Origin of the sequence: Actinoplanes sp. NPDC089786 (assembly GCF_040684855.1) — a bacterium.
In the GTDB taxonomy this organism is placed as follows: domain Bacteria; phylum Actinomycetota; class Actinomycetes; order Mycobacteriales; family Micromonosporaceae; genus Actinoplanes.
The window spans coordinates 107183-129752 of record NZ_JBFBGU010000009.1 but is presented as its reverse complement, the minus strand read 5'-3'; the positions used below and the strand labels follow the sequence as shown (position 1 = coordinate 129752).

The 22570-nt window shown below is 72.2% G+C and carries 24 protein-coding genes; 13 read left to right on the top strand and 11 right to left on the bottom strand.

The annotated features are described in order from the left end of the window. The first annotated feature begins 196 nt into the window (after positions 1-196). The 6 genes from AB0O15_RS25340 (at position 197) to AB0O15_RS25315 (ending at position 4649) form a co-directional block, all read left to right on the top strand. The gene (locus AB0O15_RS25340; protein ID WP_364322918.1) at positions 197-448 is read left to right on the top strand and encodes a hypothetical protein; all 252 of its coding nucleotides are present in this window, start codon (positions 197-199) and stop codon (positions 446-448) included. A gap of 66 nt (positions 449-514) precedes the next feature. Next, positions 515-1165: a hypothetical protein gene (locus tag AB0O15_RS25335; protein ID WP_364322915.1), complete on the top strand. Its 651-nt coding sequence runs from the start codon at positions 515-517 to the stop codon at positions 1163-1165. 137 nt (positions 1166-1302) lie between these two features. Then, a complete protein-coding gene (locus AB0O15_RS25330) occupies positions 1303-1803 on the top strand; it encodes a pyridoxamine 5'-phosphate oxidase family protein (protein WP_364322913.1) in 501 nt (166 codons plus the stop codon). Positions 1804-1812: 9 nt separating this feature from the next. Next, the gene (locus AB0O15_RS25325) at positions 1813-2460 is read left to right on the top strand and encodes a nucleoside/nucleotide kinase family protein (protein WP_364322911.1); all 648 of its coding nucleotides are present in this window, start codon (positions 1813-1815) and stop codon (positions 2458-2460) included. Between the two features lie 10 nt (positions 2461-2470). Continuing rightward, positions 2471-3463: a phosphotransferase gene (locus AB0O15_RS25320; RefSeq protein WP_364322910.1), complete on the top strand. Its 993-nt coding sequence runs from the start codon at positions 2471-2473 to the stop codon at positions 3461-3463. Then, on the top strand, positions 3447-4649 hold the full coding sequence (locus tag AB0O15_RS25315) for a metallophosphoesterase (protein WP_364322907.1): 1203 nt from the start codon (positions 3447-3449) through the stop codon (positions 4647-4649). The genes AB0O15_RS25320 and AB0O15_RS25315 overlap by 17 nt, the downstream gene beginning before the upstream one ends. 57 nt (positions 4650-4706) lie before the next feature. Here the strand turns inward: AB0O15_RS25315 and AB0O15_RS25310 are convergent, their stop codons facing one another. Continuing rightward, positions 4707-5600, bottom strand: a complete 894-nt coding sequence (locus AB0O15_RS25310) for an aminoglycoside phosphotransferase family protein (protein WP_364322905.1) — start codon at positions 5598-5600, stop codon at positions 4707-4709. Between the two features lie 251 nt (positions 5601-5851). On the opposite strand from AB0O15_RS25310, the gene AB0O15_RS25305 reads away from it, so the two are divergent. The 4 genes from AB0O15_RS25305 to AB0O15_RS25290 all read left to right on the top strand — a co-directional run bounded on the left by AB0O15_RS25305 (position 5852) and on the right by AB0O15_RS25290 (position 12054). Further along, positions 5852-9331 carry an ABC transporter ATP-binding protein/permease gene (locus tag AB0O15_RS25305; RefSeq protein WP_364322902.1) on the top strand — a complete coding sequence of 1160 codons (3480 nt, stop codon included), beginning with the start codon at positions 5852-5854 and terminating at the stop codon, positions 9329-9331. Between the two features lie 56 nt (positions 9332-9387). Then, positions 9388-10185, top strand: a complete 798-nt coding sequence (locus tag AB0O15_RS25300; protein ID WP_364322900.1) for a TetR family transcriptional regulator — start codon at positions 9388-9390, stop codon at positions 10183-10185. 263 nt (positions 10186-10448) lie between these two features. Beyond that, positions 10449-10571, top strand: a complete 123-nt coding sequence (locus AB0O15_RS25295) for a hypothetical protein (RefSeq protein ID WP_364322898.1) — start codon at positions 10449-10451, stop codon at positions 10569-10571. Positions 10572-10629: 58 nt separating this feature from the next. Further along, on the top strand, positions 10630-12054 hold the full coding sequence (locus AB0O15_RS25290) for an FAD-dependent oxidoreductase (protein ID WP_364322896.1): 1425 nt from the start codon (positions 10630-10632) through the stop codon (positions 12052-12054). Here AB0O15_RS25290 and AB0O15_RS25285 read toward each other — a convergent pair. Beyond that, positions 12029-12856, bottom strand: a complete 828-nt coding sequence (locus AB0O15_RS25285; protein ID WP_364322894.1) for a trypsin-like peptidase domain-containing protein — start codon at positions 12854-12856, stop codon at positions 12029-12031. The genes AB0O15_RS25290 and AB0O15_RS25285 overlap by 26 nt on opposite strands. Before the next feature lie 192 nt (positions 12857-13048). Between AB0O15_RS25285 and AB0O15_RS25280 the strand changes: the two genes are divergently transcribed. Further along, positions 13049-13327 (top strand): peptidoglycan-binding domain-containing protein, encoded by a 279-nt coding sequence (locus tag AB0O15_RS25280; RefSeq protein WP_364322892.1) that lies wholly within the window; start codon positions 13049-13051, stop codon positions 13325-13327. Between the two features lie 2 nt (positions 13328-13329). Here the strand turns inward: AB0O15_RS25280 and AB0O15_RS25275 are convergent, their stop codons facing one another. From AB0O15_RS25275 to paaN, 9 genes are all read right to left on the bottom strand, one after another. Next, positions 13330-14016, bottom strand: coding sequence for a cutinase family protein (locus tag AB0O15_RS25275; RefSeq protein WP_364322890.1), 687 nt, complete (start codon positions 14014-14016; stop codon positions 13330-13332). 133 nt (positions 14017-14149) lie between these two features. Further along, positions 14150-15208: a 1,2-phenylacetyl-CoA epoxidase subunit PaaE gene (gene paaE, locus AB0O15_RS25270; RefSeq protein WP_364322888.1), complete on the bottom strand. Its 1059-nt coding sequence runs from the start codon at positions 15206-15208 to the stop codon at positions 14150-14152. A 1-nt stretch (position 15209) separates the two neighbouring features. Next, on the bottom strand, positions 15210-15704 hold the full coding sequence (paaD, locus tag AB0O15_RS25265; protein WP_364322886.1) for a 1,2-phenylacetyl-CoA epoxidase subunit PaaD: 495 nt from the start codon (positions 15702-15704) through the stop codon (positions 15210-15212). Then, the gene (paaC, locus tag AB0O15_RS25260) at positions 15701-16648 is read right to left on the bottom strand and encodes a 1,2-phenylacetyl-CoA epoxidase subunit PaaC (RefSeq protein ID WP_364322884.1); all 948 of its coding nucleotides are present in this window, start codon (positions 16646-16648) and stop codon (positions 15701-15703) included. The genes paaD and paaC overlap by 4 nt, the downstream gene beginning before the upstream one ends. After that, on the bottom strand, positions 16648-16932 hold the full coding sequence (paaB, locus tag AB0O15_RS25255; RefSeq protein WP_364322882.1) for a 1,2-phenylacetyl-CoA epoxidase subunit PaaB: 285 nt from the start codon (positions 16930-16932) through the stop codon (positions 16648-16650). The genes paaC and paaB overlap by 1 nt, the downstream gene beginning before the upstream one ends. Further along, a complete protein-coding gene (paaA, locus tag AB0O15_RS25250) occupies positions 16929-17843 on the bottom strand; it encodes a 1,2-phenylacetyl-CoA epoxidase subunit PaaA (RefSeq protein WP_364322880.1) in 915 nt (304 codons plus the stop codon). The genes paaB and paaA overlap by 4 nt, the downstream gene beginning before the upstream one ends. Continuing rightward, on the bottom strand, positions 17837-18673 hold the full coding sequence (locus tag AB0O15_RS25245) for a 3-hydroxyacyl-CoA dehydrogenase family protein (RefSeq protein WP_364322878.1): 837 nt from the start codon (positions 18671-18673) through the stop codon (positions 17837-17839). Before AB0O15_RS25245 ends, paaA begins: the two co-directional genes overlap by 7 nt. Continuing rightward, the gene (locus AB0O15_RS25240) at positions 18670-19842 is read right to left on the bottom strand and encodes a thiolase family protein (RefSeq protein WP_364322876.1); all 1173 of its coding nucleotides are present in this window, start codon (positions 19840-19842) and stop codon (positions 18670-18672) included. The genes AB0O15_RS25245 and AB0O15_RS25240 overlap by 4 nt, the downstream gene beginning before the upstream one ends. Continuing rightward, positions 19835-21505: a phenylacetic acid degradation protein PaaN gene (paaN, locus tag AB0O15_RS25235; RefSeq protein WP_364322874.1), complete on the bottom strand. Its 1671-nt coding sequence runs from the start codon at positions 21503-21505 to the stop codon at positions 19835-19837. The genes AB0O15_RS25240 and paaN overlap by 8 nt, the downstream gene beginning before the upstream one ends. A gap of 97 nt (positions 21506-21602) precedes the next feature. Here paaN and paaI point away from each other — a divergent pair, with 97 nt between their 5' ends. Further along, entirely contained in the window at positions 21603-21971 is a 369-nt protein-coding gene (gene paaI / locus AB0O15_RS25230) for a hydroxyphenylacetyl-CoA thioesterase PaaI (RefSeq protein ID WP_364323261.1), read from the top strand. After that, positions 21968-22570: a TetR/AcrR family transcriptional regulator gene (locus AB0O15_RS25225; protein WP_364322872.1), complete on the top strand. Its 603-nt coding sequence runs from the start codon at positions 21968-21970 to the stop codon at positions 22568-22570. The genes paaI and AB0O15_RS25225 overlap by 4 nt, the downstream gene beginning before the upstream one ends.

Genomic DNA, 22570 nt, shown 5'->3' with positions numbered 1-22570 from the left:
GAGATTCGCCCGGCCCACGTTAGTGCTCGAACCGCAGGTCAGCAGGCATCTGAGGCGTTTTCGGGCAAGCACCGGACCAACGGACGATCAAGCTCGACCGCATCGGCCGACCCCCGTACTCGGCCGAAAGTCATAGCCGTGGATCGGTCGGCGGACAGAAGCGGCCGGGTGGCCCCGGACGGCAGGGTGACTCACCATGACCGGAAACCGTGCGATCGACCCGCTACGACTGGCCGAGTCGGCCGTCCAGGCGGCGGTGGTGCTCGGCATCACCGCGCTGCCGGTGGCCTGGCGGGTCCTGGACGGATCACTCACAGCCATCCTCACCGTGATGCTGGCACTCCTGACGGCTGGCGTGTACGCACTACACGCCGTAACCTTCGACTGCTTCCGGATGACGGGCCACCGCAGTAAGCGCAGTTTTTCGCTTACTCAAAGTAAGGACTGAACCGCAACCGTCCCTCGCCCGTACCCCGAGGCAGACACAGCACAGCACTACCCTCGGGAGCGGCCCATGTTCCGGCTCATTCAGCTGAACACCCACCTCAATGTGCCCCGCATCGGTGTCGACCCGGACGGCTACGCCTCCGAACGCGCCGCGCTCGCCCGGTACCGGGCCACCCCGGCCAGCTTCTTCGGCGTCGGGCGCTTCGACGAGGAGGGCACCCTCGCCGAGATCATCATGGACACCGTCTGCGGCCCGGTGGGCGACTGCCCGCGCCCCGCGACCGTGGTGCACGCGCGCACCTTCCAGCGGCTCTGCGACACCTGCGGCTTCGGCCTGGACGTGCTGACCGTCCCCGAACTGGCGTTACGCCTGGGCATCGGCGTACGCCTGGCCCCGGTCCTGGCCCGCTCCGGACGCCACGCGGCCGCCGAGTTCGCGTTCACCGCCAGCAACCGCATCGCCCGCGAGTTCGCCACCCGCGTCGAGAGCCCCGACTGGCGCCACGAACTGTGCGCCGAACTGGCCCGCAACCCGTCCTCGGTCAACGGCCTCCTGATCGGCGTGGGCGCCCTCAGCCACCGCGACGTCCTCGACCTCTACCCGGCCCTGAAGACCCTGGGCGAGCAGCTGCCGGCCTGCGTCCACGGCGACCTCCTCCGCGCCACCGCCCGCCCGCTGTCCCCGGCCGGTGTCGCCGCGCTCCGCCTCGGCATCTGACGACTGGTGGCGCCGTCGCCCGGCCACCTTTTCCCGGGCCGCCGCTCGGCCGGGCGGGGCACGGCGCGGGATGGTTGGGTGGCGCGGCTGAGGGAAGTCACCCGGGGACAACCCACCCGAGTGCAAGGGAGCATCCCGTGGCCGAGAAGACCGAGCAGGAGAAGCGGGAGACCGTCAAGGAACTGGTCAAGGACGCCCGCATCTGCATGCTGACCACGATGACCGCGGACGGGAAGCACGTGAGCCGGCCGATGGCCGTGCAGGACGTGGAGTTCGACGGCGACCTGTGGTTCTTCGCGTACGGCGACTCGGGCCTGGTCGCCCAGATCGGCGCCAACCCGCAGGTGAACGTATCGTTCAGCGACAGCAAGCAGAAGGCCTGGATCTCGATCTCGGGCGAGGCGATGCGCGCCGACGCGCCGAAGAAGGCCGAGGAGCTGTGGAGCCCGGCCCTCAAGGCGTGGTTCCCGGAGGGCCTGGAGACGCCCGGCCTCACCCTGGTCAAGGTCCACGCCGACACCGCCGAGTACTGGGACGCCGCGCACAGCAGCACTGTGCTGACCATGATCGGCTATGCCAAGGCCGCCGTGACCGGCAAGCAGCCGGACGCCGGTGAGAACGAGACGGTTCGTATGTAGCGTGGCGGCATGACATTCGACGACCTCGTCCGGCGTGCGAAGGCGCTGGTCAAGGACGGGCGCCGGGCGGTTCTGGGGATCACCGGCGCCCCGGCCGCGGGCAAGACGACGCTGGCCGAGGAACTGGTGAAGGCGATCGACTCCGAGTGGGCCGCCCACGTACCCATGGATGGTTTTCATCTCGCCGACGTCGAGCTCTCGCGTCTCGGCCGGCGCGACGCCAAGGGTGCCCCGGACACGTTCGACGCCCTCGGGTACGCCGCCCTGCTCAAGCGGTTGCACGACGACGAGGACGACGTGATCTACGCGCCGGGCTTCGAGCGGGTCATCGAGCAGCCCGTCGCCGGCGCCATCCCGGTCTTCCGCAGCGCCCGCCTGATCGTCTCCGAGGGCAACTACCTGCTGGTCGGGGACGGGCCGTGGCCGAAGGTGGCGCCGCTGCTCACCGAGGTCTGGTACGCCGACCTCGACCAGGAGGAACGCATCACCCGGCTGATCGACCGGCACCGGCGGTTCGGCAAGGACGAGGCCGACGCGGTCGAGTGGGCCACCGGCACCGACGAGCGCAACGCCCAGATCATCCTGGCCACCCGCGAGCGCGCCGACCTGATCGTCCCGGCCGCGTTGCTCCGCGATCTGGGCACACCACCCGCATAGGCTCACCGGCATGGACCTGCCGGGCGGCGCCAGCGTCACCATGGCGTCGGCGCGGCCGGTGACCGAGGGCTGGTCGAACGCGATCGCGGTCAACCCCCGGGTGCTGCGCTGCACGGCCGACGACGGCCGCACGGTGATCGTGAAGATGCGCCGCCCGCCCGGCGACGCCCGCCGCCGCGACGGTTTCCACCGTGAGCTGACCGCCCTGCTGCTGCTGGCCGAGCTGGGCTGCGACGCCGGGCCGCGGCTGCTGGCCACCGACGACAGCGCCGGCCTGCTCGTGCTGGAGGATCTCGGCGACGGACCGGCGCTGGAGGACCTGCTGGTCGGCTCCTCGGCCGCTGCGGCCACGGCCGGCTTCGTGGCGCTGGCCGAGGCGGTCGGCCGGATGCACGTCGCGACGCTCGACCAGGCCGGCGCCCTCCCGGCGTGGAGGTACCTGGACACGCCGGGCCTCGACGAGGTGCGCGAGATCCTGCGGTCCGGACCGATGGTGCTGTCCAACGGCGACCTCGGCCCGCAGAACTGCCGGATCACCGGCGGCCGCGCGCGGCTGCTCGACTTCGAGGACGCCGCCGCCCATCATCCGCTGCTGGACGTGGTGCATTTCCGGCTGCCGTTCTACGGCGGGGCGTGCTGGGCGCGGGTGCCGGCGTTCGTCAGCGATCGCGCCGAGTCGGCCTATCGTCGCGTGACCGGCCGGGTGGCCGACCGCGCGTGGGCCGAGGGCGTGGCCGCGGCGGTCGGCGCCTGGACGATCATCCGGCTGCGGCGCCTGCCGAAGCTGATCGCCGCCGATGCCCCGCACCCGATGGGCTACTCCCGGCGCGGCCAGCTGCTCGACACGCTGCGGCTGGGAGTGACCGCGACCGACGGGGTGCTCCCCCGGCTGGCCGCCCGCTTCGCGCGCACCGAGCGGGACCTGCGCGAGCGCTGGCCCGGGCTCCCCGCCTCGCAGGCCGTCTATCCCGCGTACGCTTCGGCGGGTGACCACCCCCAGTGAAGCGGTCGAGACACCGCCGCGCCCGCGCCGGTCCTCCCGTGCGGTGATCTTCTCGCTGATCATCACGGCGGCGGCCCTGCTGCTGTTCGGCACCTCGTGGTGGACGCTGGTGGCCGCCGGCAACGACTGGCCGGCGCCGGTCTTCGTGGTGCTGACCGTGGTGTGGGCGCTGTGGGCGGTGAGCTTCCCGATCCTGATGGTGCGCGGTCACGGCGGCGGCCACCGCGACGGCGCGGCGATCGCCGCCGACACCAGCCTGGGCGTGGTCTGGGTGCTGTTCACCTGGTCGGTGCTGAGCCTGCTGCTCCGCGCCGCGCTCGCGATCGGCGGCGTCGCCGACCCGGTCCGCTCCCGCGTCGTCACCGTGGTGGTCGCGGTGATCGCGCTGGTCCTGCTCCTCTGGGGGTACGCCGAAGCGATGCGCGTCTCGCGCGTCCGATCGGTCGACGTGGTGCTGCCGCGGCTCGGGCCCGGCCTGGACGGGCTGCGTGTGGTGCTGCTGACCGACACCCACTACGGCCCGATCAACCGCACCCGCTGGTCCCGCGGCGTGATCGACGTGGTGAACACGCTGGACGCGGATGTTGTCGCGCACACCGGCGACATCGCCGACGGTTCCGTGCAGCAGCGGCTCTCCCAGGCGGCGCCGCTGGCCGACGCGCGGGCCTCGCTGGCCCGGGTCTACGTCACCGGCAACCACGAGTACTTCTCCGGCGCCCTCGGCTGGGTCGAGCACATGGAGGCCCTCGGCTGGGAGACGCTGCACAACCGGCACATCGTGGTGTCCCGCGGCGGCGACCAGCTGATCGTCGCCGGTGTCGACGACCGCACCGCCGGCGGCTCCGGCCTGCCCGGCCACCAGGCCGACCACACGGCCGCCTTGGCCGGCGCCGACCCCGCCCTGCCGATCCTGCTGCTGGCACACCAGCCCCAGATGATCGGCGGCGCCGTCGAGCACGGCGTCGACCTGCAGATCTCCGGCCACACCCACGGCGGCCAGATCTGGCCGTTCCACTACCTGGTCCGCACCGACCAGCCGTCTCTGCAGGGCCTGACCCGGCACGGCGAGCGCACCCAGCTCTACACCAGCCGTGGCACCGGCTTCTGGGGCCCGCCGTTCCGCGTCTTCGCCCCCAGCGAGATCACCGTCCTCACCCTGCGGTCGGAGGGCTCGCTCCCCACCTAGGCGCGCGCAAGACGAACCGGCCCCGCGGCCGTAGCCAGGTCGACGGCCGGCCCAGACTCAGCCGGCCCGGCGGCTGATCTCGTCGGCCGCCCCCAGCATCTCGCTCGCCAGGGGCTGCAGGCCGATACCGGCGAGGACCAGCCCCGTCGAGACGCGTTCGACGACACCCCACTCCCAGATCGCCGTGGCGTCGGTGCCGGTGTGCTCGGCCAGCCGATGCGCGCGGTCCCACGGGTCACCGGACATCAGCTCGACCGGGTCCTCGCGCATCAGCACGCCCAGGTCGTACTCCGGCTCGGCGATCAGCCCGTCCGGGTCGACCAGCTTGAAGCCGTCGCCCGCCTCGAGGGCGTTCCATTGGTGCACGTCGCCGTGAACCAGCACGGCCCGCTCGGGGTCATGCGCCCGGACGCGGCTCCCGGCGGCGGCGATCGCGTGCTCAACCGTACGTTCGGCACACGGCCGGTCCAGCTCCACCCAGCGCCGCCGGACGAACTCGATCAGCCACCGCCCCTTCTCCGCCCCCGAGCGCAGCCCGGTGGCCGGCCGCCACACCTGCCGGGCGGCGCCGGCCAGGATCACCAACCGTTCCGGGAGCGGGCGCTCCAGCTCGTACAGCGATCTCCCCAGACGCTCCAGGAGCAACGCGCCGCACCCCTCGTCGGCCGCCAGCAACCTCGCGCAGCCCTCACCCGCGGCCAGCCGCAGCACCGTGATCTCGTCCCGCGCGTCGTTCCCGAGCCGGGGCACGACCAGCTTGAGCACCGCGGGCGTGCCGTCCGCCCGTGTCGCCTCGACGACATACGCCTCGGTGCCGTCCCCGAAGACCCGGCCGGTCGTCAGCCCCCAGCGCGCCGAAAGCTCGTCGACCAGCGCCGGCAGCCCGTCGAGCCAGCCCTGCGCGCCCGCGAGCCGCGCCTTGGCCACCACCGCCGCCGGAACGTCGATCACCGCACCCACCACCCCGTCATCCACAGCCGGCGCCACCTGTGGATGACGCCACGAACCTGTCGTACCCGCGCGATACCTTCCACGCCCACCCAAAGGGGCGGGGGTGGGGGCGGCGACGCGCGCGAGAAAAGATCAACTTCGAACGGACGATCGTGACACGCGTGACAGTCGCCCGCCCCGTAATTCCGTTGAAGCGCTCTCCCCGCCCCCGCAGGATGGACACACCGCCCGTTCTTCGTGAGGAGCTCCGCATGCGCCTGCTTCGTGACCTCTGGGACACGTCCGCGCTCCGGACCCTCATGATCGGGGTCCTGGTCCTGCTCGGCGCCATCGGTCAGGCCGGCGCCCTGGCGCTCGCCGGCGGCGTGCTCGTCGATCGGTCGACAACCATGTTCGCGCTGCTCGCCGGCGCTCTCGTGGTGTCCGTGCTGGGCGATGTCGCGGTCGGGCTGATCGCGGCCGGGCTCACCGCCGACTGGGCGGCCCGGGCCCGCCGCGGCCTCAACCGGGTCGCCTTCGGCCAAGACCTGCCGACGCTCGACAACACCCCGGTCGGCGAGCTGCTCGACCGCATCGACAGCGACGTCTACCAGGTCGGCTCCGAGATGCGCGGCAGCGGCGTCCGGATCATCCAGTCCCTCGCGGTGGCGACCATGTCGATCGTCACCGCGTTCATCGTCTGGTGGCCGGCCGGCCTCGGCATGGTCCTGGTCTCGCTGCTGCTCGTGTGGACCATGCGCAAGCCCATCGCGCGCATCGGACCGGCCCGGATCGCCGAGGAGGAGGCCTGGTCCGACCTGGCCGCGGTGATGGAGGAGGCGATCCACGGCCAGGACGATGTGCGTACGAGCCTGGCCGCGCCGTACGTCCGCAAGCTCTACGCGCTGCGGGCCCGTGAGGTGCTGACCCGGGGACGCCGGGTGTGGCGGCGGTCGTCGCGCATCACGATGGGCGCCGGCGCGATCACCCGTACGCTCATCGCGGTCCTCGTTGTCGGGGGTGCGATGGCCCTGGTCGCAGGCCTGATCGACGGGGCCCGGCTGACCGCCGTGTGGCTGCTGGCGCTGGGCTTCGGCGGCACCCTGGAACACGTCACCCGGATGGTGCCCGAGCTGCAGAACGCGCTCGGCGCCTGGAGCCGGGTGCAGCTGCTGCGCCAGGTGCCGCAGGAGCCGACCGGCGGCCTGCAGCCCCCGGACGGCGACATCGAGGTGCAAGGCCTGACCTTCCGGTACGGGGAGTCCGACTCCGGTCGCCCGCCGGCGCTCCGCGACGTCTCGCTGACCTTCGCGCGCGGCCGCTCGTACGCGCTGATCGGCCGCACCGGATCGGGCAAATCGACCCTGGCCAAGATTCTGACCCGGGCCGTGGACGTGCCGCGCGGCACCGTCTTCCTGGCCGGCGCCGACATCAACGACCTCGACATCGAGGGCCTGCGCCGGTTCACCGCGATCGTGCCGCAACGCACCGACATCCTGGCCGGGACGCTGGCCGAGAACATCGCCCTGTTCGACCGCGAGCTGGAACACCGCTCCGGCGCGGCGGTGGCCGAGCTCGGGCTCACCCCGTGGGTGGCGAGCCTTCCGGACGGCATCGAGACCCGGCTCGGCGAGGGCGGCTACAAGCTGTCGGCCGGGCAGGAGCAGCTGGTCGCGTTCGCGCGGATCCTGGTGCGCGATCCACACGTGGTGATCCTCGACGAGGCGACCGCCCGGATGGACCCGGTCACCGAGTCGTGGGTGCAACGGGCCACCGACCGGCTCCTCGAGGGCCGCATCGGCGTGATCGTGGCACACCGGCTGTCCTCGGTGCAGCGCTGCGACGAGGTCGTCGTGCTGGCCGACGGCGAGGTGCTCGAGGCCGGGCCGCTGCGAACCTCCCGCCGCTTCGCCGACCTGCTCGCCACCAGCAACGCGGCCGTGCCGGCCGGCGGTCCGGGCGGCTGCGTGATGCTGGCCGAACGCGACTGGGACGCCGACCTCGAGTCCGAGGTGGGCGCCGACGCGCTGGTCAACACCCTGCCCAAGGCCGAGCCGCCGCCGCTGCCGGAACCACCCCAGGCCCATACGCTGCGCGAGATCATCCGGCTGGCCACCAACGACCCGCGGTACGGGCTGGCCGCCGTGGCCTTCTTCGCCGTCCTGGTGCTGCTCGGCCTGGACGGCGCGATCCTGCCGCTGCTCTGGGCCAACGTCGTCGACGGCGTCGGTGACCCGCTCTACCCCGCCATCGGCATCGCGGTGGGGCTGATCGTGGCGATCCCGACGCTGTTCTACACCGGCGCCTGGTTCCCCGAGTGGTGGGTGCGGCAGATGCTGCGGATCAGCATGCGCCTGGTGCACGGGCAGATCGGGCCGCGACGGGTCAGCAAGTACACGCCGGCCGAGGTGGTCGCGCACGGCGGCGACACCGAACGCGTGGTCATGCTGGCCGACAACACCATCGACCTGACCATGAGCGTGCTGGTCATCGTGGCGATGACCTGGGCGTCCGGGAGCTACGTGCCGGCGCTGTTCTTCATCGGCACGCTGCTCGTCTCCGGTCTCACCGCCACGCTGTTCGGTCCCCGGCTCGAGTCGGCCGCCCGACGTACGGTGGCGGCCCGCGCGGCGTTCGCGACCTCGCTGGTCAGTTCGCTGTCGGCCGCCCGTACGGTCAAACTGGCCGGCGCCACCGGACCGGTCCTCGACCACCTCTCCGACCTGGACGCCGACCGCAGCCTCAAGCAGCGCAAGGAGATCTCCATCCAGGTGTGGGCGCGGTCGACGCCGTCGGTGCTCAGCGGGCTGCTGCCGGTCGCGGCGTGGGCGCTCTACCTGGCCGGCGACCTGTCCGCGCCGGCCACGCTGATCGCGGTGGCCACGCTCGGCAGCGCGCGCTGGTTCGCCTGGGTCGCGGCGTCGCTGGTGTCCCACTTCCCGTCGGCCCGCGTCTGGACCCGCCGCACGGTGGCGATGTCCGGGGAGTCGGCCTACTCATCGGCGGTGCCCGGCGTCGACATCGCGACGGGTACGGCGCCCGCGCCGCCGTCGGCCGACCGCAACCCGCTCGACCGGCTGACCCTCACCGGCTTCAGCGCGGTGCACGAGAACGGCACGGTCGGCGTGCAGGACGTCGACCTGACCGTGTCCCGCGGACAGCTGGTGCTGGTCGTCGGCCCGGTCGGCAGCGGCAAGTCCTCGCTGCTGCGGGCGCTGGCCGGCATCGTCCACCACACCGGCCGGCTCGCCTGGAACGACCAGCCGGTCGACCAGCCCGAGGTGTTCCTGCGGCCGAACCAGGTCGGGTACGTCGCCCAGCTGCCCCGGGTGCTCTCCGGCACGGTGGCCGACAACATCCAGCTCGGCCACTCGGTGAACGCCGAAGACGCGGTGAGCACGGCCCAGCTCGAACACGACCTGGCCGCCGCCGGCGGTGGCCTGCAGCTGCTGATCGGGCACAAGGGGACGCGCCTCTCCGGCGGCCAGCTGCAGAGGCTGGCCCTGGCGCGCGCCCTGGCGCCCCGCACCGAGCTGCTGATCGCCGACGACGTGTCGTCCGCCCTGGATGTCACCACCGAGCTGGAGCTGTGGCGGGCGCTCCGCGAACACGGGGTGACCGTGGTCGGCTCGACGTCGAAGCGGGCGGCCCTGGTCCAGGCCGACCATGTGGTGGTCCTGATCGGCGGTCGCGTCGAGGCGCAGGGCCCGTGGCGCGAACTCGAGGACCGCTGGGGTCATCTGGCCGGCTGAGAAACTGCGCGTCACGCATCTTTGCGTGGCGCGCAGTTTTTGCTAGCCTGGTTCGCGTGGGGTTGCGTGAGGACAAGAAGCAGGCGACGCGGGCCGCGCTCAGCTGGGCCGCGGTGCGGCTGACGGTCGAGCGCGGCTGGGACAACGTCCTGGTCGACGACATCGCGGCCGCCGCCGGGGTGTCGCCGCGGACGTTCAACAACTACTTCTCCAGCAAGGGCGAGGCGATCGCGGCCCGGCATCTCGACCGCTACCTGCTCCTGGCCGACAACCTGCGCCACCGCCCACCCGCCGAGCCCCTGTGGGACGCGCTGCGGGCGGCCGTCGTCGGCATCATGCAGCCGGCGCCGGAACTGCCGGTTGACGGGTCGCCTTCCGGGCCTGGCTCGACTTCCGCCGCAGGCTCGCTTTCCGGGCCCGACTCATCTTCCGCGGCGGGGTCGCCTTCCGCAGCCGCCTCGCCTTCCGCGCCCGACGGGCTCGGCCGTCGCGGGCCGGATGTCGCACTGGATCGGGAACGCTGGCTGGCCGGTGTGCGGGTGATGGTCGAACATCCGGCCCATCAGGCCGAGTTCTCGCGCGCCGGCATCCGGGCCGAAGCCAAGCTGGCCGAGGTGATCGCCGAACGCACCGGCACCGAACTCGGCCGGGACCTCTATCCACATCTGACCGCGGCGGCGGTCATGGCCACGATCAACACGTCCACGAACCGCTGGATGGCCGGTCCGCAGGCCACCGACCCGCGGGCCGACGCCGCCACCACGATCACCGACCAGGTGGTGGCAGCCCTGACCCTGTTGTCGGAGGGGCTGCCGCCACCGGGCCGCCGACCCGAGCAGACGCCTCAGCCATGAACCGGCACACCAAGCGCCCGCACCGCCCGCCCCGGCGCTGACCGGCGGCGTCCCAAGATCAAAAACGCGGCGGCGCGCGCACCGCCACCTCCCCCACCCCGGCACTGGGTGGGTCAGAACGTAGCCGATGAGTACGACGAAATGGAGCGGCTGTCCACAGGCAGCGGCCGATTCGAGCTGCCTGTGGACAGGCGACGACCGCTTGTGGTCAGCCGATGGCGGCTGCCTGTGGACAGCCGGCGACGACCGCTTGTGGTCAGCCGATGGCCGCTGCCTGTGGACAGCCGGCGGCGGTCGCCTATGGACGGTCGGCGGCCACCGGGGTGACCCACCGGGAGAACCCGGCGGCGGGTATGGCCCGGACCACCTACGGCCCGGGGCCGTGATGACGGAACTCCGCTGTGCACGTACATCGAAATCGACCTTGATCTAGGGGGAAGAAACATGATCGACGTCCTGGTGGCGGGCGCCGGGCCCAACGGCCTGATGACCGCCTGTGAGCTGGCCCTTCACGGCGCGAACGTGCTCGTGTTGGAACGCAACGCGGAGCCGACGACCGAGCAGCGGGCCAACGGGCTGGCCGGGCAGGTGGTGCGGATGCTGGACCGGCGCGGGCTGCTGGAGCGGCTCACCGGTAGTGCCGAGCCGCCCGAACCGTTGCCGCAGTACATGTTCGCGGCGTTTCCGCTGCCGCTGCATCGGCTCGGCGGCGACAATCCGGTCTACACGATTCTGGCGCCGCAGCGGCGGATCGAGGAGATGCTCGCCGCCCGGGCCGGGGAGCTCGGTGTGGAGATCCGGCGCGGCGAAGGGGTCACGGGGTTCGTGCAGCACGGCGATCACGTTGTCGTGACGACCGACCACGGAGACATAGCCGCGCGTTGGCTGGTGGGGGCGGACGGCGGGCGCAGTGTGGTGCGGAAGGCGGCGGGGATCGGGTTTCCGGGGGTGACGCGTGATGACACGGTGTCGCGGGCGGCGCATGTCGGCGTTCCGGAGCGGCTGCTGCATCGTGAGGGTGGGCTGGAGGTGCCGGGGTACGGGGTGCTGCCGCCGTTCCGGCATACCCGGACCGAGCGGGGGCTGATCGTGTACGCGCCGTTCCCGGACGGGCGGCGGCTGGTCAGCGTCACCGATCGGGAGCCGGCGGGGGACGAGCCGATGACCATCGCCGAGATCGTGGCGGCGGCCGAGCGGGTGCTGGGGGTGCCGCTCGAGATCGAGGAGCCGCCGGGTGACGGGCCGCATCTGCTGCGCCGCACGGTGGGCGGCAACACGCGGCTGGCCGAGACCTATCGCCGGGGGCGGGTGCTGCTGGTGGGCGACGCGGCGCATGTGCATGCGGCGATCGGCGGGCCCGGCCTGAACCTGGGGCTTCAGGACGCGGTCGATCTGGGGTGGAAGCTGGCGGCCGAGGTGGGGGGCCGGGCTCCGGAAGGACTGCTCGACACGTACGAAGCGGAGCGCCGCCCGTACGCCGAGCGGGTCGTCATGCACACCGTGGCGCAGTCGGTGCTCGTCGGGCCGGGGCCGCAGATCACCGCGCTGCGGCGGCTGTTCGGCGAGCTGCTCGAGGACGAGCCGGCCCTGCGCCGGATCGCCGAGCTGATCGCCGGTGGGCCGCAGGCCTACGACACCACCCTCGCCGACGGCCGGCGCCTCGCGACGCTGACCCGGGACGGCGGCTTCCTGCTCATCGACCGTGGCGGCTTCGGCGGGGACGTGCCCGGGGACCACGTCCGGGTCGTCACGGATGACGGCCCGGGCGAGTCGGTGCTGCTGCGGCCCGACGGTCAGGTGGCGTGGAGCTCGGCCCGGCCGGTCGGCGAGCTGCGGACGGCTCTCAAACGCTGGCTTGCAGCCGCTTGACCACCTCGGTGACGGTGCCCGACGGGATCGCGAAGCCGACTCCGACGCTGCCGGTGGAGCCGTCGCCGGCGGTCGCGATGGCCACGTTGATGCCGATCACGTGGCCGGAGGTGTCGACCAGCGCGCCGCCGCTGTTGCCCTCGTTGATGGCGGCGTCGGTCTGGATCAGGCCGGTCAGGGCCTCCTCGCCGGTGTCCACCTTGCGGTCCAGGGCCGACACGATCCCGGAGGTCACGGTGCCCTCCAGGCCGAGCGGGGCGCCGAAGGCCAGCACGGTGTCGCCGACCGCGACCGGGTCGCCGGTGGCGAACGTCGCCGGGGTCAGGCCGGACACGTCGGTGGCCCGGACCAGGGCGAGGTCGTGGGTGGCGTCGGCGGCGACGACCTTCGCGGGTACGGTGCGCCCGTCGGCGAGCCGGACGCTGACCGTCGAGCCGGCCGACGAGGCGATCACGTGGTTGTTGGTGAGCACCAGGCCGTCCGCGTTCAGGATCACGCCCGAGCCCAGGGACGACGAGCGGGCGCCGTCGACCAGGACGGTGACGATGCTCGGTGACACCTTGGCGGCCACGGCGGCCAGGTTGGACGTGGTGCCGGAGTTGACGATCGGGGTGGCGGCGCCGCCGGTGGCGGTCGGGGTGGCGGCCGCGGCTTCGGTGGCGGTGTAGCGGTCGGCGATCACGCCGCCGGCCACTCCCCCGCCTCCGATCAGGGCGAGGAGGGCGGCGCCCCCGGCTACCCGGCGCGGCCACAACGAGTCACGACGGTGGGAACGCGGCGGCTGGGTGAGCATCTCGGTCATGAGACCAACAGTCGCTCCGGGCGTTGTCACCACGTTGTGAGCCGTCTGTGAGTCCGCTGAATCCGCTCTCCCGCTGGTCCCCTAGGCCGAAAGTCGCAGTGCTTACGGGTTCCGGCAGACCGCAGACCGAGGCGGTACACAGGTCGGCCTGGCAATCCTTGAGTCATGACTGGTCGAGGAGTTCTGAGAGTCATGGGCAACGCGGTCGGCGGCCTGATCGGCTGGACCGCGGATCCGGCGCCGAGCGCCGACCCCGCCTCGCTGCGCGCGCTGTTCGACGACCTGGGTGTGCCGGTCGCGCCGGGTGCGGCGGCTCTGGAAGCCGAGGTACGCACGTTCCAGGCTCATGTCGGCCTGGCCGCCGACGGCGTGGCCGGCCCGCAGACCGTGCACGCTCTGGCCCGCTACGCCGAGGAGGCCCGTGACCTCCGTATCTGGGGTGGGGCGTTGGCGGCCGCCCCGAACAGCTAGATCTAGCCGACCTTCGAGGCCACGAAGCCGGCGGCCTCGTCGAGCGACCCGTTGTAGTTCAGGTGCGCGGCGAGGCTGTTCCCGCTCTGGCAGAACCGGTCGTTCCGGTTGCAGAACGACTGGGTGCGGTCCGCGAACGCGTCGAGTTCGCCCCGTCCCCGGGCGAAGACGCCGGACCTGTTGCCCTGCGCGACGTTGAACGACTCCCCGGCGGTGAACGTCGGGTCGCCGAACAGCACGACCGCCGCCACCCGGTCACTGACCGCGGCGGGTACGGCCGGCCGGCCGCCCCGCGCCCCGGCCAGCACGTCGCCGGTGACCTGCGCCCCTTGTGAATAGCCCATCAGGACGAACCGGGTGTCGGCGCACCGGGCCGCGGTGGCCTCCAGCTTGTCCGCCATGTCGGCGACGCCCTGCCGCACGCTGTTGTTGTAGTTGCCCAGCGTGGCCGGATAGTCGACCGCGGTCGACCGTACGGTCACGTCCAGGTCCTGGGTGAGGGTGCGGGCCAGCGGCCCGAGCAGCACCCCGAAGCCGGGACGTTCGGTCGACGCCCGCGCGCCGATGATCTCCACGTCCGCGCATGCGTTGCCGGGCGCCTCAGCCGCGAACGTCAACGGCGCCACCGCGAGACCGCCAGCCACCACGACGCCGGCCGCGGCGATCATGATTGCCTTGCGTAGTCGCATTCGGAACTCCTTCCTCGGTTGCACACTTCTTGCACCGAGTACGCAGAATCCCGTGCCACCAGACGGCCGGTATGGACTTAACCACAGCTCAGGCCCATGATGAACCATTTGCATCGGCCGTGCGTATTCCTCGTCAGGCGTCGTAGTCGACGACAACGACCTCCGTCAATGGGGTGGCCTGACAGGTGAGGACGTAACCGGCTGTGATCTCGTGCGGTTCGAGCGCGAAGTTCCGCCGCATCTTCACGTCGCCCTCGACGACCCGCGCCCGGCACGTCCCGCACACCCCGCCCTTGCACGCGAACGGCAGGTCGGGCCGGGCCCGCTGCGCCCCCTCCAGCACGGTGCCGCCGTCGCCCACGGTCACCGTCGTCGACCGCCCGTCCAGCAGCACGGTCACCTCGCTGCCGACGCCGGCCTCCTCCACCCGGACCACGTCGGGCGGCATCTCGTCGACCCAGAACAGCTCCCGGTGGATCCGCTCGGCCGGCACCCCCGCCGCGCCCAGCACCTCGGTGGCGTCCACCACCATCCCGAACGGCCCGCACAGCCACCAGTGATCCACGGCCTCGACATCGATCAGGAGCGGCAGCAGGGTACGCAGCTTCGCCGCGTCCAGTCGCCCACTGAGGAGGTCGACCTCCCGCGCCTCGCGTGACAGCAGGTGAACGAGCTCGAGCCGGGACGGATAGCGGTCCTTCAGGTCGGCCAGTTCCTCGGCGAACATCACGGTGTCGGCCCGCCGGTTCCCGTAGATCACCGACACCTGCGTCTCCGGCGCCTGCTGTCCCAGCAGGGACGAGGCGATGGAGAGCAGCGGGGTGATCCCGGACCCGGCGCCGATCAGCACGTGCCGGCCGGACCGGCCGAGGTCTGGCGTGAAGCTGCCGGTCGGCGGCGCGACGTCGACCAGATCACCCGGGCGCACGCCCTGCACCAGCCACGTCGACACGATGCCACCCGGCACCTCACGCACCCCGATCCGGGGCGCGGCGCCGGCCGGGGCGCAGATCGAGTAGGTGCGGCGCTCGTCGGACGGGTCATCCGGGCGGCGCACGGTCAGCGACTGACCGGCCCGGAAGGCATAGCGCCCGGCCAGCTCCGCCGGAACGTCGAAGGTGACCGCGACGGCGTCGTCACAGAGCCGCTCGACCGCGGCGACCCGCAGCGGGTGGAACTCGCGGACCACCACGTCAGATCTCCTTCACGTGCTCGAACGGCTCCCGGCACACCGGGCAGCGCCGCAGCTCACGACAGGCGGTGGCGCTGAACGCGGCGATCTGCTCCGACTCCGGGTGCCCGCACTGCGGGCAGGCGATCGCCGGCCGTGGCGTACCCAACATCAGCGGAACCGGCCCGGCCGGCCGGCGCGGCGCCTGGCCGGGCGGCGAGATCCCGGCGGCGGCGAGCTTGGCCCGGCCTTCCGCGGAGATCCAGTCGGTGGTCCACGCGGGCGCCAGCACCGTGCGGACCTCGACCTCGCGGTAGCCGGCCCCGGCCAGCGCCCGCCGCAGATCGGCCCGGATCTCGTCCATCGCCGGGCATCCCGAATAGGTCGGCGTGACCGTGACAACCACGCCGTCACCGTCTTCGCGCACCTCCCGGATCACCCCGAGATCGGCGAGCGTCAACATCGGCATCTCCGGATCGGTGACCGTGGCGGCCACCTCGGCGGCGTTCCGGCTCACCACACACCGCCCGGCACCGACCGCGCGAGGCTCTGCATCTCGTCGAGCACCTCGGCCAGCGCGGGCGTGTGCACACCGTCCCGCCCGGTCGGCGCGCTCGAAGCCGGCGCTTCAAGATCAAGTTCGGTTTCGCGCGCACCGCCACCGCCCCCACCCCTCTGGGTGGGCGAGAATGTAGCGCTCGGGTCTGACGGTTCGGCCACGTTGTCCACAGGCGCGGGCGCCGTCAGGGTGGCTGTGGACAACACGTGAGCCATCACGGCGTCGAACTCCGGGCGCCAGTCCTTCGGGGCCAGCGGGGACGGTTCGTGGTCGAGCTCGGCGAGCAGCGGCCACAACGCGTCCACGGCCGACTGCATGCGTTCGCGGGACAGGTCGGTGCCGTCGCCGAGGCGGATGACCCACTGGGCGGCGTACTCGCGGTGGTAGGTCAGCTCCTTGACCGCCTTGGCGGCCACCGCGGCCAGGACCGGGTCGTCGGCGTCACGCAGGCGGTCGAGCACGGCCAGCCGCCACGTCGAGAACGCCAGCAGCCGGGCGACCAGGTGGGCGAAATCGGGATCGGCCCGCTCGGCCAGCTGCACGTTCCGGAACTCGGCCGGCCCGCGACCGTAGGCCAGCGCGTCCTCATTGCCATCGCCCAGGGCCTCGCCGGCCCGGGTCAGGAGCAGGCGGGCCTGGCCGAGCAGGTCCAGCGCGATGTTGGCGATCGCCACCTCGTCCTCGAGCTCGGGCGCGCGGGTCACCCACTCCTGGAGCCGGTGCGACATGATCAGCGCGTCGTCGCCGAGCATCAGGCAGTACGAGGCCAGCGCGGGGCGGTCGGCGGCCGGGGAGAAGGCAGTGGGCACGCCGGCCAGGGGGTCGGCGAAACCCGTGCCGTACGCCCAGCGGGCGTCGTCGTCGTGGTCGGTGAGCGCACCGTACGCGTCGTCGAAGGACATCAGATGTGCGGGACGGAGTCGGGGATGGCGTAGTAGGTCGGGTGCCGGTACGCCTTGTCGCCGCTGGGCGCGAAGTACGGCTCCTTGGCGTCGGGGCCCGAGGCGGCCACGTCGTCGGAACGCACCACCCAGATGCTCACGCCCTCGTTGCGCCGCGTGTAGAGGTCGCGCGCGTGGTGCAGCGCCATCGTGTGGTCGGCCGCCCGCAGCGAGCCGACGTGCACATGATTCAACCCTCGCTTCGCGCGTACGAACACCTCGTACAGGGGCCACTCGTGGTTCATGACGCCTTCTTCCGTGCGTGTGCCGCGGCCGCCTCGCGAACCCAGGCGCCGTCCTCGTGGGCCGCGCGCCGCCGGGCGACGCGGGTGGCGTTCATCGGGCCGTCGCCGGAGATGACGCGCTTCAGCTCGTCCCAGTCGGGCGTACCGAAGTCGTGGTGGCCGCGCTCCTCGTTCCACTTCAGAGCGGGGTCGGGCAACGTGACCCCCAGAGCAAGAGCCTGGGGCACGGACATGTCGACGAAGCGCTGGCGCAGCTCGTCGTTGGTGTGACGCTTGATCTTCCAGGCCATCGACTGCGCGGTGTTGGGCGAGTCGCCGTCGGGCGGGCCGAACATCATCAGCGACGGCCACCACCAGCGGTTCGTGGCGTCCTGCACCATCTCGCGCTGCCGGTCGGTGCCGCGCGTCATCATGGTCATCAGCAGCTCGTACCCCTGCCTCTGATGGAAGCTCTCCTCCTTGCAGATGCGGATCATGGCGCGGCCGTACGGCCCGAACGAGCTGCGGCACAACGGCACCTGGTTGCAGATGGCGGCGCCGTCGACCAGCCAGCCGATCACGCCGACGTCGGCGAAGCTCAGCGTCGGGTAGTTGAAGATCGACGAGTACTTCTGCCGGCCCTCGATCAGCCGGGTCGTCAGGTCGCCGCGGTCGGCGCCCAGCGTCTCGGCGGCGGAGTAGAGGTAGAGCCCGTGCCCGGCCTCGTCCTGCACCTTGGCCAGCAGGATCGCCTTGCGCCGCAGCGTGGGCGCCCGGGTGATCCAGTCGCCCTCGGGCTGCATGCCGATGATCTCGGAGTGCGCGTGCTGGGCGATCTGCCGGATCATCGTCTTCCGGTAGGCGTCGGGCATCTCGTCCCGCGGCTCGATCCGCTGGTCACGAGCGATCGTGTCCTCGAAAGCGCTCACCACGTGAAGAACCCCTGTCCGGTCTTGCGGCCCAGTTCGCCGCGCGCCACTTTGTCCCGCAGCAGCTGCGGCGGGGCGAAACGATCGCCGAGCTCGGCGTGCAGATGTGATGCGATGGCGAGCCGCACGTCCAGCCCGACCAGGTCGGTGGTGCGCAGCGGGCCCATCGGGTGCCCGTACCCCAGCTCGAGGGCCTTGTCGATGTCGGCCGGTGAAGCGACGCCCTCCGACACCATGCGGATCGCCTCCAGGCCGAGGAGCACACCGAGGCGGCTGGTGGCGAAGCCGGGCGTGTCGCGTACGCAGATCGCGGTCTTGCCGAGCGCGCCCACCCACGACGTCGCCGCCTCCACCACCGCCGGAGCCGTCGCCGGGCCGACCACGAGCTCGACCAGGTCGCTGACCGGCACCGGGTTGAAGAAGTGCATGCCGATCACGCGCGACGGGTCGCCCACCGCCGAGGCCAGCCGGCCGATCGACAGCGAGCTGGTGTTGGTGGCCAGCACCGCCGCCTCGCCCACGGCCGCCAGGACCTGCCGCTTCAGATCGAGATCCTCGGGTACGGCCTCCACGACGAGTTCGCACGGTGCGAGCTCGCCCACCGAGTCGACGACGGACACCCGGGACAGCACCTCACCGGGGGTGGTGGGGAGCGTCTCCTTGGCCGCCGCCCGGTGCAGGCCCATCGCCACCCGGTCGCGGGCCGCCGCGGCCGCCGCCGGATCGCGTTCGACGATGGTCACGGCCGAGCCGCCGGCCGCGAAGACCTGGGCGATCCCGGCGCCCATCCGGCCGCCACCGATCACCCCGACCGTCCCGGGCAGGTCTGTCATACCCGCTCCACCAGCATCGCCAGCCCCTGGCCGACGCCGACGCACAGGGTGGCCAGGCCGCGCCGGGCGTCCTCGCGCTCCATCCGGCCGAGCAGCGTGACCGTGATGCGGGCGCCGGAGCAGCCCAGCGGGTGGCCGAGCGCGATCGCCCCGCCGTCCGCGTTGACCCGCTCGTCGTCCAGCTTGAGCCGCCGGATCACGGCCAGCGACTGGGCCGCGAACGCCTCGTTCAGCTCGATCGCGTCGAGGTCGCCGGTGGTCCAGCCGGCCCGGGCCAGGGCCTTCTCGGTGGCCGGGACCGGGCCGATGCCCATGATGTGCGGCGGAACGCCGGCCGCGGCGGCCGTGACCACGCGCGCCCGGGGCGTCAGCCCGTACCGTTCGACCGCGGCCTCGCTGGCCACGATCAGCGCGGCCGCGCCGTCGGACAGCGGCGATGACGAGGCGGCCGTGACGATGCCCTCCTTGCGGAACACCGGCTTGAGCGTGCCCAGCTTCGCCAAGGTCGAGCCCCGCCGCGGGATCTCGTCGGTGCTCACCTCGCCGACCGCGACGATCTCCGACTCGAACTTTCCGGCGTCGATCGCGGCGATGGCCCGGTTGTGGCTCCGGAGCGCGAACGCGTCGCTGTCGGCCCGGGTGATGCCGTCGAGCGCGGCCACCTCCTCAGCCGTCTCGCCCATGCTGATCGTGGTCTTGTCCCGCTGCTTGAACACCGGGTTGGTGAACCGCCAGCCCAGCGCCGAGTCGACCACCTCGCCCGGCCGCGCCCACGGGGTGCCCGGCTTGGCCATCACCCACGGCGCGCGGGTCATCGACTCGACGCCGCCGGCCACCACGATGTCGGCGTCACCCACCCGCACCGCGTTGGCCGCGGCCTGGATCGCGGTCAGGCCGCTCGCGCAGAGCCGGTTGACCGTGAAGCCGGGCGTCGTGTCGGGCAGCCCGGCCAGCAGCGCGGCCATCCGGGCGACGTTGCGGTTGTCCTCGCCCGCCTGGTTCGCGGCCCCGAGGATCACCTCGTCGATGACATCCTCGGATACGCCCGCCCGCCGCACCGCCTCACCGACCACCAGCGCCGCGAGGTCGTCGGGGCGGACGCCGGCGAGCGACCCGCCGTACTTGCCCTGCGGTGTGCGTACCCCACCAACAAGAAATGCTTCAGGCATCATGCCGCCTTGACTGGAGGACGAAGAACCGGCCACTGACGAACCAATCGTCCGTCAAGGCGGCGGTGGCCGCCGGGTTGGCGCCGGTGCCGTGCAGATCGCTGAAGGCGGCGGTCTGGTTGACGAACACGCCACCCAGCAGGTTCTCCGACAGATGCACGCCGGCGTCGAGCGCGGCATCGCGGGCGGCCTCGATCACCTCGGGCGACGTCGAGTAGACCGAGGCGGTCAGGGCGCCGTGGTGGCGCACGGTCTCGACGAACAGCTCGAGGGCGGCCGCGGTCGACTCGGTGGTGATCACGAAGGACACCGGGCCGAACCACTCCCGGGTGTAGACCTTGTCGTCGGCCGCGTCCAGCTTGACCACGACCGGCGTGCGGATCGTCGCCTCCGGCCACTGCGGGTCGGCCACCTCGCCGGTCGTCCGCACCACGCCGGCCGCGCCACTGGCCTCGGTCAGCCGGGACAGCACGCCGTCGTTGACGATCGCGCCGAGCGTGCCGGCCGCCCGCGCCGGGTCGCCGAGCAGCTTGTCGATCGACGTGCTCAGGTCGGCCGCGAACTCGTCCGGCGACTTCACGCCCGCGTCGGTGCGCACGCCGGCCGCCGGGACCAGGATGTTCTGCGGCGTCGTGCACATCTGGCCGCTGTAGAGCGACAGCGAGAACGACAGGTTGCGCAGCAGCGCCTTGTAGTCGTCGGTGGAGTCGACGACGACCGTGTTCAGCCCGGCCTTCTCGGTGTAGACGACGGCCTGGCGAGCGTTCGCCTCGAGCCAGTTGCCGAAGTCGCTGGAGCCGGTGAAGTCGACGATCCGCACGTCGGGGTGGGTGGCCAGGGTGGCCGCGATGCCGTCGCCGGGCGCCTCGGCGGCCAGCGACACCAGGTCGGGGCTCTGACCCGCCTCGGCCAGCACCTCACGGGCGATCAGCACGGTCAGCGCCAGCGGCAGGACCGCGCCCGGGTGGGGCTTGACGATGACCGGGTTCCCGGTGACCAGAGAGGCGAAGAGGCCGGGGTACGAGTTCCAGGTGGGGAACGTGTTGCAGCCGATCACCAGGGCCACGCCCCGGCCGGAGACGGTGGCGGTCTTGGTCATGCGCAGCGGCTCGCCGCCACGCTGGGGCTTGCTCCAGCTCGCCTCGGCCGGCCCGCGCGTGGTCGCGTCGAGCGCGGCGGCCACCGCCTCGAGGCCGCGGTCCTGAGCATGCGGGCCGCCGGCCTGGAACGCCATCACGAACGCCTGGCCGGTGGTGTGTTGCACGGCCTGGGCGAACTCGAACGACCGGGCGTTGACCCGCCGGAGGATCTCGGCCGCCACGCCGGCCCGGCCCTGAGGCCCGACGGCACGCCAGGCCGGTGTGGCGGCCCGGGCCGCGGCGATCAGCGCCGCGGCGTCCGCCTTCGGATAGCGGATGCCCAGGTCGAAGCCCCACGGCGAGCGCTCGGTGGCGACCCGCTCGGCCGCCGGCCCGCCGAGCGGGAAGTCGGCGTTGAGCCGGGCCTTGAACGCCTTCTCCCCCGCCGGGGCGGCCTCCTCGCCGTACACCGACTTGCTGGGCGATTCCGGGTAGGCGGACCAGTAGTCACGGGTCCGCGTCGCCGCGACCGCCCGGTCGAGCAATTCGCGATGGGTCTCGTACCACTCGGCGGGGGTTGTCATCTGCGCTCCTGTGCGGTTGGCTGTCTCATTATCTACCGTCCGTTCGTTCGGTTATCAACCCCTGGGAGCGTTGGTGGCACAGACTGCGGCCCATCTCATGTTCTCCCGCGACCGGGCTTCGCAGGGGCTGGGCATGGAACTGCTCTCTTCAGAAAATGGGCAGGCCTCGGTTCGTATGACCGTCGGGGAGAACATGGTCAACGGCCACGGGCTGGCCCACGGCGGGTACGTGTTCCTGCTGGCCGACACGGCCTTCGCCTGCGCCTGCAACAGCCATGGGCCGGTGACCGTGGCGGCCGGGGCCGACATCAGCTTCCTGCGGCCGGCGCGGGTCGGCGACGTCCTGGTCGCCGTCGCAACGGAACGCGCCGTCAGCGGGCGGAGCGGCCTCTACGACGTCACGGTGACCCGTGGGGACGATGTGATCGCCGAGTTCCGGGGCCGCAGCCGGGTGATCGCGTCATGACCGATTCGCCGGCCCGCCGCCGCGGACGCCCCGGTCACGACCAAGGCGCGGTGCTGACCGCGGCGGTGCGGCTGTTCAACGAGCGTGGGTACGAAGCCACCAGCATGGGCGACCTGGCCGAGGCGCTCGGCATCACCAAGTCGAGCATCTACCACCACGTGACCGGCAAGCAGGACCTGCTCAGGATGGCCGTCGATCACGCGCTGGACGGGCTGCAGGAGGCGGCATCCTTCGTTCTCGACATGGAGGCGCCCGCGGTCGAGCGGCTCGAGACGTTGATCCGCCGCAGTGTGCTGGTGCTGGCCGACCGGCTCGAGTTCGTGACGCTGCTGCTGCGCGTACGCGGGAACAACGGGGTCGAGAAGGAAGCGCTGAACCGCCGCCGGGTGCTGGACGCGCTGGCCACCGACCTGGTCAAGCAGGCACAGGCCGACGGTGACCTGCGGGCCGACGTCGATCCCGCGACGGCCGCGAAGCTGCTGTTCGGCATGGTCAACTCGCTGACCGAGTGGTACCGGCCGAAGCGTGGCGGGGCCACGGCGCTGGCCGACACCGTGGTCGCGATGGCGTTCGAAGGACTGCGCGTCAGGAGGGACTAG

Excerpts from the sequence above, each read along its gene's own strand:
- AB0O15_RS25305 (WP_364322902.1), top strand. The coding sequence starts at position 5,852 with ATGCGCCTGCTTCGTGACCTCTGGGACACGTCCGCGCTCCGGACCCTC.
- AB0O15_RS25240 (WP_364322876.1), bottom strand. The coding sequence starts at position 19,842 with ATGCCTGAAGCATTTCTTGTTGGTGGGGTACGCACACCGCAGGGCAAG.
- AB0O15_RS25245 (WP_364322878.1), bottom strand. The coding sequence starts at position 18,673 with ATGACAGACCTGCCCGGGACGGTCGGGGTGATCGGTGGCGGCCGGATG.
- paaI (WP_364323261.1), top strand. The coding sequence starts at position 21,603 with ATGTTCTCCCGCGACCGGGCTTCGCAGGGGCTGGGCATGGAACTGCTC.
- AB0O15_RS25280 (WP_364322892.1), top strand. The coding sequence starts at position 13,049 with ATGGGCAACGCGGTCGGCGGCCTGATCGGCTGGACCGCGGATCCGGCG.
- paaB (WP_364322882.1), bottom strand. The coding sequence starts at position 16,932 with ATGAACCACGAGTGGCCCCTGTACGAGGTGTTCGTACGCGCGAAGCGA.
- AB0O15_RS25275 (WP_364322890.1), bottom strand. The coding sequence starts at position 14,016 with ATGCGACTACGCAAGGCAATCATGATCGCCGCGGCCGGCGTCGTGGTG.
- AB0O15_RS25295 (WP_364322898.1), top strand. The coding sequence starts at position 10,449 with ATGGCCGCTGCCTGTGGACAGCCGGCGGCGGTCGCCTATGGACGGTCG.
- AB0O15_RS25290 (WP_364322896.1), top strand. The coding sequence starts at position 10,630 with ATGATCGACGTCCTGGTGGCGGGCGCCGGGCCCAACGGCCTGATGACC.
- paaC (WP_364322884.1), bottom strand. The coding sequence starts at position 16,648 with ATGTCCTTCGACGACGCGTACGGTGCGCTCACCGACCACGACGACGAC.
- AB0O15_RS25325 (WP_364322911.1), top strand. The coding sequence starts at position 1,813 with ATGACATTCGACGACCTCGTCCGGCGTGCGAAGGCGCTGGTCAAGGAC.
- AB0O15_RS25340 (WP_364322918.1), top strand. The coding sequence starts at position 197 with ATGACCGGAAACCGTGCGATCGACCCGCTACGACTGGCCGAGTCGGCC.
- paaN (WP_364322874.1), bottom strand. The coding sequence starts at position 21,505 with ATGACAACCCCCGCCGAGTGGTACGAGACCCATCGCGAATTGCTCGAC.
- AB0O15_RS25320 (WP_364322910.1), top strand. The coding sequence starts at position 2,471 with ATGGACCTGCCGGGCGGCGCCAGCGTCACCATGGCGTCGGCGCGGCCG.
- AB0O15_RS25285 (WP_364322894.1), bottom strand. The coding sequence starts at position 12,856 with ATGACCGAGATGCTCACCCAGCCGCCGCGTTCCCACCGTCGTGACTCG.
- AB0O15_RS25225 (WP_364322872.1), top strand. The coding sequence starts at position 21,968 with ATGACCGATTCGCCGGCCCGCCGCCGCGGACGCCCCGGTCACGACCAA.
- AB0O15_RS25335 (WP_364322915.1), top strand. The coding sequence starts at position 515 with ATGTTCCGGCTCATTCAGCTGAACACCCACCTCAATGTGCCCCGCATC.